Source organism: Cysteiniphilum sp. 19S12-1, from assembly GCF_052030685.1.
Classification (GTDB): Bacteria; Pseudomonadota; Gammaproteobacteria; order Francisellales; family Francisellaceae; genus Caedibacter.
On record NZ_JBQAJM010000020.1, the window covers coordinates 1 to 14495 of the forward strand.

Annotated in this window: 15 protein-coding genes and 1 other RNA gene; 11 read left to right on the forward strand and 5 right to left on the reverse strand. The window is 38.7% G+C overall.

Annotated features, from left to right (window positions below):
* The first annotated feature begins 133 nt into the window (after nt 1–133).
* Entirely contained in the window at nt 134–1756 is a 1623-nt protein-coding gene (locus ACTS4L_RS07565; RefSeq protein WP_440651909.1) for an arginine decarboxylase, read from the forward strand.
* 78 nt (nt 1757–1834) lie between these two features.
* Here ACTS4L_RS07565 and ACTS4L_RS07570 read toward each other — a convergent pair whose 3' ends face one another.
* Nucleotides 1835–2116 carry a nucleotidyltransferase domain-containing protein gene (locus ACTS4L_RS07570; RefSeq protein ID WP_440615521.1) on the reverse strand — a complete coding sequence of 94 codons (282 nt, stop codon included), beginning with the start codon at nt 2114–2116 and terminating at the stop codon, nt 1835–1837.
* Between the two features lie 26 nt (nt 2117–2142).
* The gene (locus ACTS4L_RS07575) at nt 2143–2556 is read right to left on the reverse strand and encodes an HI0074 family nucleotidyltransferase substrate-binding subunit (protein ID WP_440615520.1); all 414 of its coding nucleotides are present in this window, start codon (nt 2554–2556) and stop codon (nt 2143–2145) included.
* Between the two features lie 156 nt (nt 2557–2712).
* Here ACTS4L_RS07575 and ACTS4L_RS07580 point away from each other — a divergent pair, with 156 nt between their 5' ends.
* Together ACTS4L_RS07580 and ACTS4L_RS07585 are read left to right on the forward strand one after the other, a co-directional pair.
* Nucleotides 2713–2997, forward strand: coding sequence for a superinfection immunity protein (locus ACTS4L_RS07580; RefSeq protein ID WP_440615519.1), 285 nt, complete (start codon nt 2713–2715; stop codon nt 2995–2997).
* A 13-nt stretch (nt 2998–3010) separates the two neighbouring features.
* Entirely contained in the window at nt 3011–5224 is a 2214-nt protein-coding gene (locus ACTS4L_RS07585) for a UvrD-helicase domain-containing protein (protein ID WP_440651917.1), read from the forward strand.
* Here the strand turns inward: ACTS4L_RS07585 and ACTS4L_RS07590 are convergent.
* Entirely contained in the window at nt 5219–7018 is a 1800-nt protein-coding gene (locus ACTS4L_RS07590) for an aminopeptidase P family protein (RefSeq protein WP_440615517.1), read from the reverse strand. The genes ACTS4L_RS07585 and ACTS4L_RS07590 overlap by 6 nt on opposite strands.
* A 237-nt stretch (nt 7019–7255) precedes the next feature.
* Between ACTS4L_RS07590 and ACTS4L_RS07595 the strand changes: the two genes are divergently transcribed.
* The 8 genes from ACTS4L_RS07595 (at nt 7256) to ACTS4L_RS07630 (ending at nt 12189) form a co-directional block, all read left to right on the forward strand.
* A complete protein-coding gene (locus ACTS4L_RS07595; protein ID WP_440615516.1) occupies nt 7256–8263 on the forward strand; it encodes an OmpA family protein in 1008 nt (335 codons plus the stop codon).
* Between the two features lie 148 nt (nt 8264–8411).
* Nucleotides 8412–8984, forward strand: coding sequence for a hypoxanthine-guanine phosphoribosyltransferase (locus tag ACTS4L_RS07600; RefSeq protein ID WP_440615515.1), 573 nt, complete (start codon nt 8412–8414; stop codon nt 8982–8984).
* Between the two features lie 22 nt (nt 8985–9006).
* A complete protein-coding gene (locus ACTS4L_RS07605) occupies nt 9007–9789 on the forward strand; it encodes a TatD family hydrolase (protein WP_440615514.1) in 783 nt (260 codons plus the stop codon).
* A gap of 107 nt (nt 9790–9896) precedes the next feature.
* Complete coding sequence (locus tag ACTS4L_RS07610) at nt 9897–10268, forward strand: type IV pilus modification PilV family protein (RefSeq protein ID WP_440615513.1); 372 nt, start codon at nt 9897–9899, stop codon at nt 10266–10268.
* 17 nt (nt 10269–10285) lie between these two features.
* Nucleotides 10286–11131 carry a hypothetical protein gene (locus tag ACTS4L_RS07615; protein ID WP_440615512.1) on the forward strand — a complete coding sequence of 282 codons (846 nt, stop codon included), beginning with the start codon at nt 10286–10288 and terminating at the stop codon, nt 11129–11131.
* A 115-nt stretch (nt 11132–11246) separates the two neighbouring features.
* Entirely contained in the window at nt 11247–11624 is a 378-nt protein-coding gene (locus ACTS4L_RS07620; RefSeq protein WP_440615511.1) for a type II toxin-antitoxin system RelE/ParE family toxin, read from the forward strand.
* On the forward strand, nt 11621–11926 hold the full coding sequence (locus tag ACTS4L_RS07625; RefSeq protein ID WP_117003969.1) for a helix-turn-helix domain-containing protein: 306 nt from the start codon (nt 11621–11623) through the stop codon (nt 11924–11926). Before ACTS4L_RS07620 ends, ACTS4L_RS07625 begins: the two co-directional genes overlap by 4 nt.
* An 11-nt stretch (nt 11927–11937) precedes the next feature.
* Nucleotides 11938–12189, forward strand: coding sequence for a hypothetical protein (locus ACTS4L_RS07630; protein ID WP_440615510.1), 252 nt, complete (start codon nt 11938–11940; stop codon nt 12187–12189).
* A gap of 235 nt (nt 12190–12424) precedes the next feature.
* On the opposite strand, the gene ssrA is transcribed toward ACTS4L_RS07630, so the two are convergent.
* Together ssrA and ACTS4L_RS07640 are read right to left on the reverse strand one after the other, a co-directional pair.
* Nucleotides 12425–12835, reverse strand: a transfer-messenger RNA (tmRNA) gene (ssrA, locus tag ACTS4L_RS07635).
* A gap of 55 nt (nt 12836–12890) precedes the next feature.
* Entirely contained in the window at nt 12891–14399 is a 1509-nt protein-coding gene (locus ACTS4L_RS07640) for a hypothetical protein (protein WP_440615509.1), read from the reverse strand.
* Between the last annotated feature and the right edge of the window lie 96 nt (nt 14400–14495).

Here is a 14495-nt window from a genome sequence, read left to right on the forward strand (position 1 = left end):
GGCGAATCAAGCAAGTTATCAAATGTATTTAAAAATGAAACATGAATGTGAGAAATTTAAAAGTGCGTAACTTCAGTCATTTAACACACGTAACACATTTCAGCCTTACTTCAGTTATGATCAAAACAATCAGTTGTGTGTTCATTATGGTCAGAGCTTCACACAGTCGAAACCATTGACAGAAATCATTGATAAAGTACTAGAAAAGGGCGGCAATAAGCCTTGCGTGCTAAACTTTAAACATATCACCGAAGATAGGATGTTAAGCCTTTATCAAAGCTTTGCAAATGCAATGGCAAATTACCGTTATCAAGGTGCTTATCAGTTAGCGTATCCCATCAAAGTAAACCCTAATGCCGTGGTGATGGAAACCTTAAAAGAGTGCGCTTATAAACATGATTTACCTTTTAACTTTGAGGTTGGTAGCAAGTCTGAGTTATTAAGTGTGTTAGCACTTGCCGCGAAGGAAAATACTATCATTTGCAATGGCTTTAAAGACAAAGCGTTTTATGAGCTTGCCAATTTAGCTGGCAAGCTAGGTTACACGGTCATTATGGTGTTGGAAAATGTTGATGAGTTAGCAGTTGTTAAATCGCTAAGCTATGAATCGGTGATTTACTTTAAGTTGGGCTATCGCACAAAACCCTTTCATGAGGATTTGCATAGTGTTAAATTTGGTCTTAGCTTAAAAGATATTCATTCTGTCAATAATGAGCTAAAAGCACTTAATCTTAATGACAAAGTAGTGTTGCTGCATGGACATATCGGTTCACAGCTTAAGCAATTAAGTCAGGTTGAGAAGCATATTAATATGATGGTTTGCTTATATGGCAATCTATTAAATGACTGTGCAAATCTCACTATGATTGATTTAGGTGGTGGCATAGGTATTGATTATGAAGACACCCAAAATCCACGTTTTCAATTGCCATATTATGCTGAAACGATTGTTAGAACATTTAGCTATTTTATCGATCTTTTTCAACTACCACATCCGACGATTATTACTGAGTCAGGCAGAGCGGTCAGTGCGATGTCAAGTGTGTTAATCGTTTCACCTCTTTATCAAAAAGCAGAAAATGAAATCGTTACTCAAACAAGCTATGATGAGGCTTTACAAGTAGGTTGGTTAAATGGTGAAATTGATTTAGCTGATTTAGTTGACAGCCCAAGTGTTAGCTATTTGGGTGATCACAATGCGCAAAAACTATGGCTTAACTTTTCGTTGTTTCAGTCGTTGCCAGATCACTGGGGAATTGGACAGCATTTCCCATTATTACCAGTAACACACTACTCAGAAGCGCAAACTATCGACTGCCAGTTATTTGATATCTCATGTGATGCTGATGGTGTTTTTAAAGACAAAGAAGGCAATGATTATATTAACTTGCCATGCACTGAGATTAATGATCTTGCCTTTATGTTTGTTGGCGCATATCAAGATATGCTCAGTAGCAAGCACAATATTATAGGGCGTACAACATCCGTTGAAATCGATTTTGATAGTTATGATAACTGTTTATTACATGTTGAGCAGGCTGAAGATTATCATGCGCTGTTGTGTCAGTATGGTCATAACCCATTGCAATTAAGCTCAAGATTACAACGTTTGGCTCACTTCCATTTAACGGAAGAGTTAACTGAGCATGAGCAAAGTCTGTTGGACAATATTCTTAGTGGTAATCCGTATTTGCAATCTACAAACTCAGATCAAGCCGTTTATAGTTATCAGCAACAAACATTAAAGGAAATATGAGATGAGTGATGACTTGATTTCATAGTCATCGACTTTTGGTATAGCTGTTTAAGTACGAATAGTGTGCCGTCACCAACCTTATCTAGGGACGGAATAGATAGTAATTCCTACATCATTGATATGCTTTAATAGTGCTTCCGAAGCAATTGTTTGATAATCAACAAGATCAACGAAATAGGGAATATTACTATTTTCAAATTGATCTTTAAGGTTGATCAATACTTTGAAGTTAATTTCTTTACCAAGAAGAGCGATATCAATATCTGATGCCTCTTTATAATTGCCCATAGCGCGTGAGCCAAATAAAACGGCTGTTTTAACCTCAGGGAATGAGGATAAAATAACATGAATACTGCGCATTTGATCTTTGCTTAACCCGCATTTTGTCATTGCTGTGACTCTAAGGTTTGATAAAGTTGTGTGACGAGCTTTAGATACTTATCAACAATAAATGTAAGCATTATCTTCGTGGTTGTTTCATCATAAGTATGACTTGCTAAGTTTCTAAGCTGAAGCGCTTCAAGCCAAAGCTCTCCTTGATCGATGATGTTTGACTGATACGCTTGACGTATCACCGTCTTTGGTGTGCTAACTTCCTGAAAACCTTCATTCTCAAGATAATCTTTTAATACTTTCCACGATAGCTCTATAATGATTTCAAAACCTTGAATTAGAGCCATTTGATAGGCTTCTGAATCTTGATGTTGCTGATATTCAGTTACTCGTCTTTGTAATACATGATAGGCTTTAGAGAAGTTCTCAAACCGTAACTTCCAACGAAGCGGTGGGGTTATTGTCATTGCAGTAAACGTGTTACTTTAGATTGGCAGTAAGCATAACAAGATTAAGCCAAAAAGACAGTAATAAGTAGATAAAAATACGATTGCTTTGGTTTTTACAAGCAATCTTTGTTATGATTTTGTCAGATAAAAAAAGACTAACTCTGGAATCTGTTCATGCGTATTTTTCTTAATTTGCTGTTTGTTGTTGCAGTCGTTGTTGCTGTTTTGTTCTTTTTTCCGCTTTCAATGCTTGTGTTACTTGGCGTATTGCTATTGATGCTTTACTTTTTACCAAGCTATATTGCTTTTAAAAAGCAGCATCCGAGCGCCATTATCATCTTTATTGTTAACTTATTACTTGGTTTTACTTTTATTGTCTGGTTGATTTGCTTAATTTTAGCGATTGCCTATCAACCGCGTACGATCATTGTCGAAAAACATCATTATCACGGTGTGTAATGTGATGACAGTGATGCTTGATATGATCAAAACGCTGAATAAAGCGCAGCAAGAAGCCGTACTTTTAGCAAATGAAAATGCATTGATTTTAGCCGGCGCTGGCAGTGGTAAGACGCGTGTGTTAACGCATCGCATTGCCTATTTGTGTCAAGAGAGAAATATCTCGCCTTTGAATATATTGGCTGTGACCTTTACTAATAAAGCGGCGCGTGAGATGCGCGGTAGGGTTGAAGAGCTTCTGGGTTTTTCAACGGTTGGTATGTGGATTGGTACATTTCACGGCATAGCACACAGATTATTGCGCCAACACGCACAAGAGATTGGATTTGATCGACGTTTTAAAGTACTCGATCAAGGTGATCAATTACAAGTCATTAAAAAAGTCATTCAAAGTTTAAATTTAGATGAGAAATATTATCCACCTAAGTATTTTCAGGGTTTTATTAATGGTAAAAAAGATGAAGGAATGCGCGCGATTGATTTGCCAACAGCTGAGTTTGATAGCGAAGTGGTTAAAATATACCAAGCTTATGAAGCACGTTTAAAGGCAGATAATGCGTTAGATTTTGCTGATTTGCTACTATACGCGTATGAGTTGTTTAAACACAATGAAGTGCTTCGCAGCTATTATCAAAAGCGCTTTCAGTACGTATTGGTTGATGAGTTTCAAGATACCAATAGTGTGCAATATAAATGGTTGATGTGTCTTAAATCAGACAATAACGTTTTTATGGCGGTTGGTGATGATGATCAATCCATTTATGGTTGGCGCGGTGCAAAAGTTGAAAATATCGAACATTATTTAGCAGATTTATCACCCGTCAAAGTCGTGCGTTTGGAGCAGAATTATCGCTCCACACAGCTGATTTTAGATGCGGCTAATGCCGTTATTGCCAATAATAACAAACGCATGGGCAAGATGTTGTGGTCTGAAGCTGAAAAAGGTGAGCCGATAGCACTTTATGAGGCGTTTAATGAGCGTGATGAGGCGGATTATATTGCCGATAAAATTGATGATTTACATCATAATCAATCCATTTCCTTGGCTGATATTGCTATATTGTATCGCTCTAATGCGCAATCACGTGTGATCGAGGAGGCATTACTTAAGCGTGGATTGTCATATCGCATTTATGGGGGCTTGCGCTTTTTTGATCGCGCAGAGATCAAAGATGCACTGTCTTACATGCGTTTAATTGCTTTGCGCGCCGATAACTTAGCCTTTGAGCGGGTGATTAATCTACCAACGCGCGGCATTGGTAATAAAACCTTAGAAAGTATCCGTGAATATGCCAGAGCAAATGATTTGTCATTATGGCATGCGACATTACAGATGATTGAAATAAAAGCGTTTAGTAGCCGCGCCTCTCAAGCACTACAGCGATTTATTGATTTGATTGAAGATATGTCTGCATTGAAAGATGCATTGACTTTAGGGCAGTTAATGCATCACGTGCTTGATGCCAGTGGTTTAATGTTAATGCATCAGGAATCAAAAGCTGAGAAGGCACAACAAAAGCATGAAAACTTAAAAGAGTTAGTCAATGCAGCTAATGAGTTTATTCCGCCTGTGGAGGATGTTGCTGATGAGGATTTACTGGTTGAGTTTTTAAGTTTTGCCGTGCTTGAGTCTGGGGAGATGCAAGCTGAAGATAATATGGATGCAGTACAATTAATGACGCTGCATACGGCAAAAGGTCTTGAATTTCCCTATGTATTTATGACAGGGCTTGAAGATGGCTTGTTTCCATCATCGCGCTCGATTGAGGTGCGTGACAAATTAGCTGAAGAAAGGCGACTTTGTTATGTTGGTATCACGCGCGCAATGCGTTATCTTACTTTAAGCTTTAGTAAAGTGCGCCATCAATATGGGGATGTTAATTATCAGATTAAGTCGCGGTTTTTGGATGAGATTCCAGATGAGTATATTCAATATGTCCGCCAGCAGATGAAAAATATACAATCGTCAAAAATGGAAAAAACTAAAAAAACTAAAAAAACCAAAAAAACAAGTTTTGGCATGTCGCCTTTTGAGTTTATGCAAATTCAAAGTGTAAATAGCAATGCCTTTAAATCAGGTGATTGTGTTGTTCATCCAAAGTTTGGTATAGGCGTTGTTCTAAAAACTGAAGGGCAGGGTGATGATCTATGTTATCACATCGATTTTCAAGCAGGTGGTGGCAAAAAGGTATTACTTGCTAATATGGCAAAGTTGTCAAAGTTATAATGCCTTAGTTTGGGCAATTAACCATGCTTTAATCGCCTCATCACTGATCATTGGCAGAATTTCTTTTTCCACACGCAAGTGGTAACTGTTGATCTGCTTAATCTCATCATTAGTCAAAAGTGCAGTGTCAATCAAATTGCGCGCATAAGGCACGAGTGTTAGATCTTCAAAGCAATAAAAATCGCCAAAATCATGGTGTGCTTGCTCGCGCATCGGTTTAACAAAACATAAGTTTTCAATACGAATACCAAATTGATGAGGGAAATAAACTCCTGGCTCATTACTTACAATCATGCCAGATTCAAGTGGTTGATTGCTAAAGGCTGGAGAAATACGCTGTGGTCCTTCATGCACACATAGGAAGCTGCCAACACCGTGACCTGTACCATGTCCATAGTTTAACTGTTGTTGCCATAATGGCTGGCGGGCAAGTGTGTCTAGCTGCTCGCCACGCGTGCCTTTAGGGAAGCTTGCATTTTGGATTGCCAAGTGCCCCTTAAGCACTAATGTGTAATAGTATTTATGTTCCGATGTTGGGTTGCCTAGATGAAATACACGAGTGATATCTGTTGTACCCTCCAAATACTGTCCACCTGAATCTAGTAAGTAAAGGTTGTTATTATCAATGACTTTAGAAGTCTGAGCAGATGAGCGATAGTGGATAATTGCGCCATTTGAGGCAAAGCCGCTAATGGTATCAAAACTCGCACCTTTGAAATTAGGCTGTTTTTGACGGAATTTCAATAGCATATCTTGCGCTTTAAGCTCATCAACGCCTTCATGCCAGTGATTTTCAAGCCAATGAATAAATTCGATCATCGCAATAGCATCTTTTTTATGCGCATACTTGCTGCCATCAATTTCAGTGATGTTTTTACATGCCTTTGCAAGTGCGATAGGTGATGGTGCAAAATGCGCAAGATGATCGTTACATTCGATATTTAAGTTTTGTAAGATGGCATAATTTGCCGTGTGTGGGTCAATCCAGATTTTGCCTTGAAGCTTTGATAATTGTGGGTAAAATACATCATAACGCATGATACTAACTCCTTGAGCCTCAAGAATAGACTTAACCTCATTACTCAATTTGGTTTCATCAACAAAAAACTCACAGCGATCTTTATAAAGGATCACGTAACTAATCACTAGCGGGTTAAAATCAATATCATTGCCACGAATATTGAGTAACCACGCAATTTCGTCAAGCATGCTAACAACTAGCGCATCAACTTTGCTCTTGTGCATCAGTGCACGCATTTCTTTAAGCTTCGTCGTGGTATCTTTGCCACTGAAATGGTCTTTTTGTAAAAACACACTGCTATGTGGCAATGTGCTTTGATCTTTTAGGGTGACGCGAGCTTGATCGATTAAATTTTCTTGATCAAAGATGCACTTACCTTCAAGTGAGTGCATAACTTCCTCAAGCTGTTTAGCGCGTTTAATCGATACGGTAGTTGGGTCAATAGCGATGCTTTTGCCATAGGCATTGTCTCTTAGCCAATTCTCTAATTCGGAAGCAAAACCTTGTTGTTTTTGTAAGTTATAAATACTGCTATCAAGCTGCGCTTCAGCTTGTAAAAAATAACGTCCATCGGTCCAAAGAAAGGCATTTTCTTGACCAATTAACGCCTCACCGGCACTGCCATCAAACGCGCTTATCCAAGGACGGCGCTGCCAAGCTTTGGGTAAATACTCGTTATTATGTGCATCTGTTGAAGGGGCTAGATAAAAATCATATTGTTTTTGCTGCATTAATTGACGTAGTTTTTGAATTTTTGTGGAGATCTCCAGCATGAAATTTTCCTTATTGCTTATTTCATAAGTTATGGTTATTTAATCCTAGATAGTTGCTATAGACAATAAAATTTAAATTTTTTCATTGAAAAAGCGCTAACAACACTCCCAGTCTGCTAAAAAGTTAACTATACTAACCACGGTTTAATTAAAAGGATTAGCTTCTTATTGTGAGGCTCCCGCAATGTCCTGTTATGGATAAACTATTTTTATAACCCAAAAAAATGAGGAAGAAACATGAAGAAAAAAATCATTGTTGGTCTACTAGCGGCGGGTTTGTGTTCAGCAGCTTTTGCAGCAAATGATCATAGCAATCAATTATATGGACAGTTTGGCTTAGGCGGTTATGTCAATCACAGCTACTCTGAAAGTGGTCCTGCTGTATCAGGCACTGTTGGTTATGGCTTTAACAAAAATCTTGCGGCACAAGCAAGTGTGAGCTACATGGGCAATAACCAAAAAACTGTTTTAGCAGAAGGTATTTGGAATTTTGCTAATAATACTAAATTTACACCATATGTTGCCATTGGTGGCGGTTACATGGATATGACAACCAATTCATTTGGTCTTGATGCAGGTCTAGGTGTTAAGTATGACTTTGCTCCGAATGCTTATGTGTCAGCCGACTACCGTTATCTTCAATCCTTTGGCTCTAAGACACCAAATGGTAGTATGATTAGTATTGGTCTTGGGTTGTACTTTGGCGGTGCGAATAATACATCTGCTTATGGCGCCATGGGTTCTGTGGCAGCTGATCAACAAGCGCGTGAAAATGAATATCACGCAGCTTATGCATTGCCAAAAAATGTCATGGAATGCCACGCAGGTACTTCGAGTATGACACGTGAATCTATCGGCTGCTACACGGTTGATGGCGATAAAGTAACAATGCATTTAGATGCTAAGTTTGCCTATAGCAGCTACGCATTAAACGCAAAAGCTAAAGCGGCAATTGAAAACCTAATCAATTTTATGAACGAGTATGATATCAAGAAAGTGGTATTACAAGGCTTTGCTTCACAAGGTAAAAAAGGTCCAGCATTTGCACAATACAACCAACAGTTATCAGTAAATCGCGCACAAGCTGTTAAATCGTACATGATCTCTAAAGGTGTTGATGCTAGCAATATCGAAGTGGTTGGTTATGGTTATACACGTCCATTAGTGCCAAATACAACAAAAGCTAATCAGTCAATCAACCAACGTGTTGAAGCAAGTATTCCTGTTCCTTTAAAGGCTCAGTAATTATTTTTGTTTGAATTACAAGCAGCCTTGTTTTGTCAAGGTTGCTTTGTTCCTGATTGTTATCTATTTCTTAAATTTTTTAGTTCGCATTCATTAGGAAATCGGATAGAATAGCTTGAAATTTCCATAAAGCGAAACGTCAAAATCCATGTCAAAAATTACACCTACTTTCATTAAAGAAGTCTTTGATGCTTCACGTGTTATTGTGCCTCAGCAAACTTTAGAAGCATCATTTGAAAAAGTAGCGACTGAGATTACACAAAATCACATCAAAGATAATCCGATTGCTGTGTGCGTGATGAATGGTGGCTTGTTTATTACCTCAGAAATTGTTAAACGCTTGCGTTTTCCATTACAGGTTGATTATATTCATGCGAGTCGCTATGGCAATGAGTATACGGGTGCCAATATGCTAAATTGGGTTAAAACACCCAATATTAATCCACAAGGTCGCACGGTTATTTTGTTTGATGATATCTTGGATGGTGGTTTAACTTTATCTGAAGTTAAGCGTTATTATGAAGATCGTGGTGCTTTAAACGTCTTAACAGCGGTGATGCTTGATAAAAAAGCGCCAAGGGATAAAGGGGGGTTGATTAAAGCAAATTACTCTGGTCTTGAAGTCGAAAATGAATTTTTATTTGGATTTGGTTTGGATTATCACGGTTATATGCGCAATGTGCCAGAGATTCGTGCTGTTGATGCTAAACACATGATTTAATCACTCTTTTGTTATTATTCTTATGATTATTGATTCTCATTGTCACCTCAACTATTTACAAAAAGAAGGGCAGCCGACACTTCAGGAAATTGTCACTGAAGCCAAAGCGAAAGGCGTTGAAAAAATCATCTCTATTGCGACTACGTTAGAAGATGTCAAGGCAATTAAATCCATTGCTTTAGATTTTCCCGAAGTTTATTACTCTGTTGGTGTGCATCCCAGTGAAGTTGAGGGCGTTCAACCGCTTGATGCACAAACTATTATCGATTATATCGACCATGATAAATGTATCGCAATTGGCGAGACAGGGCTTGATTATTATTATAATGATCAAGAGACACACTCACTGCAACAACAGAAGTTTATTGCCCACATTGAAGCGGCAAAAATACTAAAAAAACCTGTTATTGTACACACGCGTGGCGCTAAAGAAGATACATTAGCTATTTTAAAAACGCATGGCATTGACCAGTGTGGCGGCGTGCTGCATTGCTTTACCGAAGATTGGGAGATGGCAAAAAAAGCGCTTGATATGGGAATGTATATTTCAATCTCAGGCATTGTGACCTTTAAAAATGCGCAAGATGTGCAATCGATGGCGCAGAAAATTCCGCTAGATCGACTACTTATCGAAACCGATGCGCCATACTTAACACCCGTGCCATATCGCGGTAAACCCAATTATCCAGCTTATGTTTATTATGTTGCGGAGTGCTTAGCCAAATTGCGTGGTGAGGACTTTGAGCGCTTTTGTCACGCAACAAAAGAAAATACTAAGTGCTTGTTTAATGGAATCAATGCGTAAAAAGAACTTTTGAATCGATTGCTAAGCTGCAAAAAAATATTTCTCAGGCTATACTTTTATTAAGTCTATGATAAGCATGTATCATTGAGACAATCAAGGAAGCGGCTATGGTATGTAATAGAAAATATAAGAAATACACAAAGCAGATACGTAATAAACGTTATTATAAGTCACGCAAACAAGCCGGGTTTGGTTTGATTGAGTCTTTAATCGCATTGACTATATTAGTCTTTGTCTTTACCTCATTTATGGCAGTGATGCTGCGATCAGCCACTGTGGCAAGTCGCACAAATAATGAGGTTGACATCGATATTCTATTGGATAACCGAATTGAACGATCATGGATTACCGGAGAAGCAATTGAGCTTGCGCCTGAGGGGAATATTGTCTTTACTCAAGGAACAACGCAATTAACAGGACGTAATACTTTGTTAAACGTTGAGCAACAACGTACTTACACAGTGATTCTGGATAGCTAAGGATGATAGGTGATTGAATGAATACAAAAGAAAAAGGAGCCAGTTTAATTCAAGTATTGATCGGTATTGCTGTTGCTGCTTTTGTTTTGGTGATGGCAGGTGAGATGTATTACACCGTGCGTCATAGTTATACTCGCACAGTCACACAATTGGTGGATAATACTAAGGCAAGTGTTGTTGCTCAAACCTTTCGTAATCTTGTGGATCAATCAACCTCGCCATCGCCTTATGGTTTATGGCCATGGCAGCAGGTTGACTTACGTGTGACAAGCTCCACCTTTAATCCGTTATCTTATCCACCGGTTTATGCTGCAAGTTCGCTGAGCTTCTTTGCGCCAAGCAATCATGCTCCGGGAACTGACTTTTTAATGTTGCAGGGGGTTGTTTCTAGTGAATTATCGGGGGCGATTTCAGCCAGTGCCTCACCGATGAATATCACAACGGGGTTAGATATTGGCAATAATGACTATATATTGCTTGCAGATGGAGCAGGCTATCAAGTAATGAAAGCAACGGCAGATGCATCAGGCGGATCTGTGCCTGTTGAAGAGGGGCCAGCGCGCAGCTATGCCCAAGACAGTTTTTTGGCACAATACCATGTCTATATTTTATATCTACGCGAACAAAGCGGCGTTAAAAGTCTTATGATTAATATTGATAATGCAGGAAGTTCACAAGAGCTTATTGATAATGTGGATGATTTGCAAATTCTCTACTATGCCAATGGCGTTTGGGAAGAAGTTGATGGTGCGCCTAATGATCGTGAGCTTTGGTATAAGGCAGTTAAGGGGATCGAGATTAGATATACTGTGTCAGGGCAGTCTTATGAAATTTACATCGCATTAAAGGCAAATATTTTGTAGGTGAGTGACCTCTCTTGTCAATTGGCTACACTTTTGATGGTCTTATAGATCTTATGCAATAGTTGCTATAGTTCTAGGTCAGAATCTTAGCAGGGAATAACGGTGGGGATAACTATTGTTTTATAATATCTTGATTAATACTTTTTATCGTACTACTATAAAAGGAACTAAAAGAGAAAAAGTTTTAGATATGTGGGAAATAAAGTATCTTAAAATAGTAGAAAAATGGCTAGATGCACTAACTATTCCCCAATATAAATCAGTTGCCAAGGAACTTAAGCTGTTGGAGATGTGTGGTAACAAACTTAAACTCCCACACAGTAAAACACTTGGTGGCGGATTGTTTGAGCTAAGGAAAAGAAAATTTGGCTATAGAATATATTATAAATTTGAAAAGGATTGTGTGGTTTTGTTATTGCATGCGGGTGACAAAACATCTCAACAAAAAGATATAAAGAGAGCTAAAAAATTATTAAAGGAGATTCACTTATGAAAATTAAAAGTTTTTCAGAGCATCTTGAAAAAAGGCTTGATAAAGAAGAAATTAAAGAAATTGAACAAGCAGCTAAAATTGAATTTGATGCGCTGCAAGCATTGCAAAATGAAGTGTCACAGGCAGTGATACACTATATGTCTGATAACAATATAGGCTTTAATGACATGGTTTCAAAGCTAGGTAAAAGTCCATCACAATTATCTAAAATAATTAAAGGGGAGGCTAATTTAACAGTATCTACCATAGCTCAAATATCTTCTATTATGGGTTACAAGCCTCATTTACACTTTGCTAGATAGGTTATTTGATTATGAGTAACAGCTATCGCAAAAATCCTATTATTGGCTATACAACTTGTCAAAGTGAGAAGCAAGATAAAAAGCTTTGGCATAAAAAATGGCGATCAAAAGAGAAAGCCAACATAAATACGGCACGCAAAATTAATTTTGACTCATATTTACCAATATCCATCAATCAAGTCAGCAATACTTGGCTGATGGGTAAGGATGGAAAGCAATATTTAGATAAATCACATCGCTCATACAGATATACTGCGAAATGATTTTATTTATAAGGTTTTGATAGTGCTTATTTTTGGTGGAGGCGGCGGGAGTTCTTGCTGCACTTGGCTTCCTGCCAAGTTTGCAAGTCGGCCTTTTGCAATCCATGCTTCAGGCGTTCGCCAGCAAAAAGCTAATCACTTTTTGTGCCCTAGCTCACCCCACGTCCCGCGAGTTCAACTTTAGCGGTTAAAAGCGTTATTATAAGGTTATTAGTATATTGATTGGTTTTTGATTTGGTGGAGGCGGCGGGAGTTGAACCCGCGTCCGCAAACTCGCAATCTTCAGATCTACATGCTTAGATTTATCTATTATCTTTAACTTAAATCCACCCGATAAATCAGGGTAACATTTAAGCGAGTCTTACGATTTAACCGCAGTGTTTAGACAGACACTTTGGCGATCTTGTGAAAGATATGAACGAACGTAAGATAGATTCACAAGCAAATACTATCGGTTCGTGCGTATCTAGGTTCTTAAGCTAGATTAAGCAGCTTTACGAGCAGCGAAAGCTGCATCGTTAGCTACAACGCGGTTTGCTTTATTTTTGCCAGTTATTAGCAAATTGTAACGTGTTTTACGAGGTAGATACACCCTCGGCATGCACCGTAAGACATTGACATTCCCGTCGAAGCCATATTCGCCCCCAGTGAGGTTTGTTATTGTAGGTAATGACTCAGATAAAGGCAAGTAACAACAGGGATTATTTTATGCATTTTGATGATTTTGATCTCTGTGCAAATCGGGCATAGACAACAATGCCAATTAATGGCGCTAATAAACCAATAACTGAGACGGTGATTAAAAGCAAGCCTAGTTCACTATAATTCGCCGGTGTGGTAATGGTGTTGTTGGTGTGATTCACAACCTCACGTGTGATGACAAAGATTTGATTAAGGTATTTACTCAACAGTGATCCTGCGGTTAGGGCTAAATTCATAAAGCTTGCCATTAAAGCAAACCAAGTCGCAGCATTGCCCTTAGGTGCGTAACGCGCGATAAGGGCTAACATTGGAATCATTGCCAATTGAGCAAAAGGTGAGGCAATTGCGCTATCAATCAGTACAATGGTGCGAGCACCAAAACCAAAATAAACCATGGTCCACTCATGCAGACCATAATAAAGTGCGATAAGTGGTAATTCTAATAAAAAGCCTGCAACAGTGAGCCATAATAGTACCCATGCGATGGATTTCTCGGTGATAAGGCGCGCGAAAAACCACATGCCGACAATCGACATAAAGGCACCAATTTGTGAAAGTGTGCCAAAAAAAGCTTTATCAAATCCAAGTACATCGATCATAAACCATTGTGCACCGGGGCCAGCCGTAGGCGAGGCGCGAAAGATAAAGATCATAAGGGCGGCGACAAAAATAGCGCGCAATAAATCTCGCGGTAATTCTTTAGTAATTGATTTGAGTAAATAAATAATAATCACTAACGACACGACAAAAACAATCTCTTGCGCAAAAGGAATATTACTTAAGCCGATGACAATAATAAAAACAGCGTATATCAGCCCACCAATAAGCACGGTTTTGTTGATCGGTTTTCTTGGGACTTTATCCAAGCGGATACACAAAATACCCGTAATACTAATCAATGGAATCGCTAAGGTCAGTAGAAATAGATTTTGATAACTCATCACTTGTGCAAGCCAGCCACCAAGACCAGCAACAAGAAACATGCCTAAACTTAAACTTAAGCGTCCTAAGAGTTGAACCATTGCCAAGTCTTTATCGATATCTTCTTGAGGTCGCCCCTTGCGCTCAACTACTTCAACACTCATGGCATCAGCTACGACATCCTGTAACACAACACCAAGGACTGTTAGAAGTGATGATATAAAGAAAAGGGTATTATCAGGTGCTAAAGCCACGACAAACGACCAGCGTCCTGCCAACCCTGCCATCAATAGTGAGCCACAAACCATTAAGATCGCAGCAAGATAGATATAGGCTTTGCGCTGTGAGCCAAACAAGGGCAAGCTGTCAACAAATTGCCCAAAAACCATTTTGATATTCCATGGCAAGCTTAACCATACACCGATAACAATCAGGCTTTCAGCGGATAAGTTTAATTGTTCTTTGACAAAAAATGACTCGCCGATGCCTGAGAAGATGCTGCAACCATAAGAGAAGTAAATCATTAATAGCGGCAAATAACGCAGACGCATTGCTTTGATTGGTTGGATTAAGCTATCAACTTGCATACTAAAATCATCCTTGCCTGATATTCCCTGTAATGTTAAGCATAGCTAAGATTATATAATTTACAAAAATCATATCAAACACACTAATCACGGCAT

What these genes read in the sequence shown, in the direction of transcription:
- ACTS4L_RS07640 (WP_440615509.1), bottom strand. Translation starts at nt 14,399, where the DNA reads ATGCAAGTTGATAGCTTAATCCAACCAATCAAAGCAATGCGTCTGCGT.
- ACTS4L_RS07605 (WP_440615514.1), top strand. Translation starts at nt 9,007, where the DNA reads ATGATTATTGATTCTCATTGTCACCTCAACTATTTACAAAAAGAAGGG.
- ACTS4L_RS07615 (WP_440615512.1), top strand. Translation starts at nt 10,286, where the DNA reads ATGAATACAAAAGAAAAAGGAGCCAGTTTAATTCAAGTATTGATCGGT.
- ACTS4L_RS07600 (WP_440615515.1), top strand. Translation starts at nt 8,412, where the DNA reads ATGTCAAAAATTACACCTACTTTCATTAAAGAAGTCTTTGATGCTTCA.
- ACTS4L_RS07590 (WP_440615517.1), bottom strand. Translation starts at nt 7,018, where the DNA reads ATGCTGGAGATCTCCACAAAAATTCAAAAACTACGTCAATTAATGCAG.
- ACTS4L_RS07570 (WP_440615521.1), bottom strand. Translation starts at nt 2,116, where the DNA reads ATGCGCAGTATTCATGTTATTTTATCCTCATTCCCTGAGGTTAAAACA.
- ACTS4L_RS07575 (WP_440615520.1), bottom strand. Translation starts at nt 2,556, where the DNA reads ATGACAATAACCCCACCGCTTCGTTGGAAGTTACGGTTTGAGAACTTC.
- ACTS4L_RS07585 (WP_440651917.1), top strand. Translation starts at nt 3,011, where the DNA reads ATGCTTGATATGATCAAAACGCTGAATAAAGCGCAGCAAGAAGCCGTA.
- ACTS4L_RS07595 (WP_440615516.1), top strand. Translation starts at nt 7,256, where the DNA reads ATGAAGAAAAAAATCATTGTTGGTCTACTAGCGGCGGGTTTGTGTTCA.
- ACTS4L_RS07625 (WP_117003969.1), top strand. Translation starts at nt 11,621, where the DNA reads ATGAAAATTAAAAGTTTTTCAGAGCATCTTGAAAAAAGGCTTGATAAA.
- ACTS4L_RS07580 (WP_440615519.1), top strand. Translation starts at nt 2,713, where the DNA reads ATGCGTATTTTTCTTAATTTGCTGTTTGTTGTTGCAGTCGTTGTTGCT.
- ACTS4L_RS07630 (WP_440615510.1), top strand. Translation starts at nt 11,938, where the DNA reads ATGAGTAACAGCTATCGCAAAAATCCTATTATTGGCTATACAACTTGT.
- ACTS4L_RS07610 (WP_440615513.1), top strand. Translation starts at nt 9,897, where the DNA reads ATGGTATGTAATAGAAAATATAAGAAATACACAAAGCAGATACGTAAT.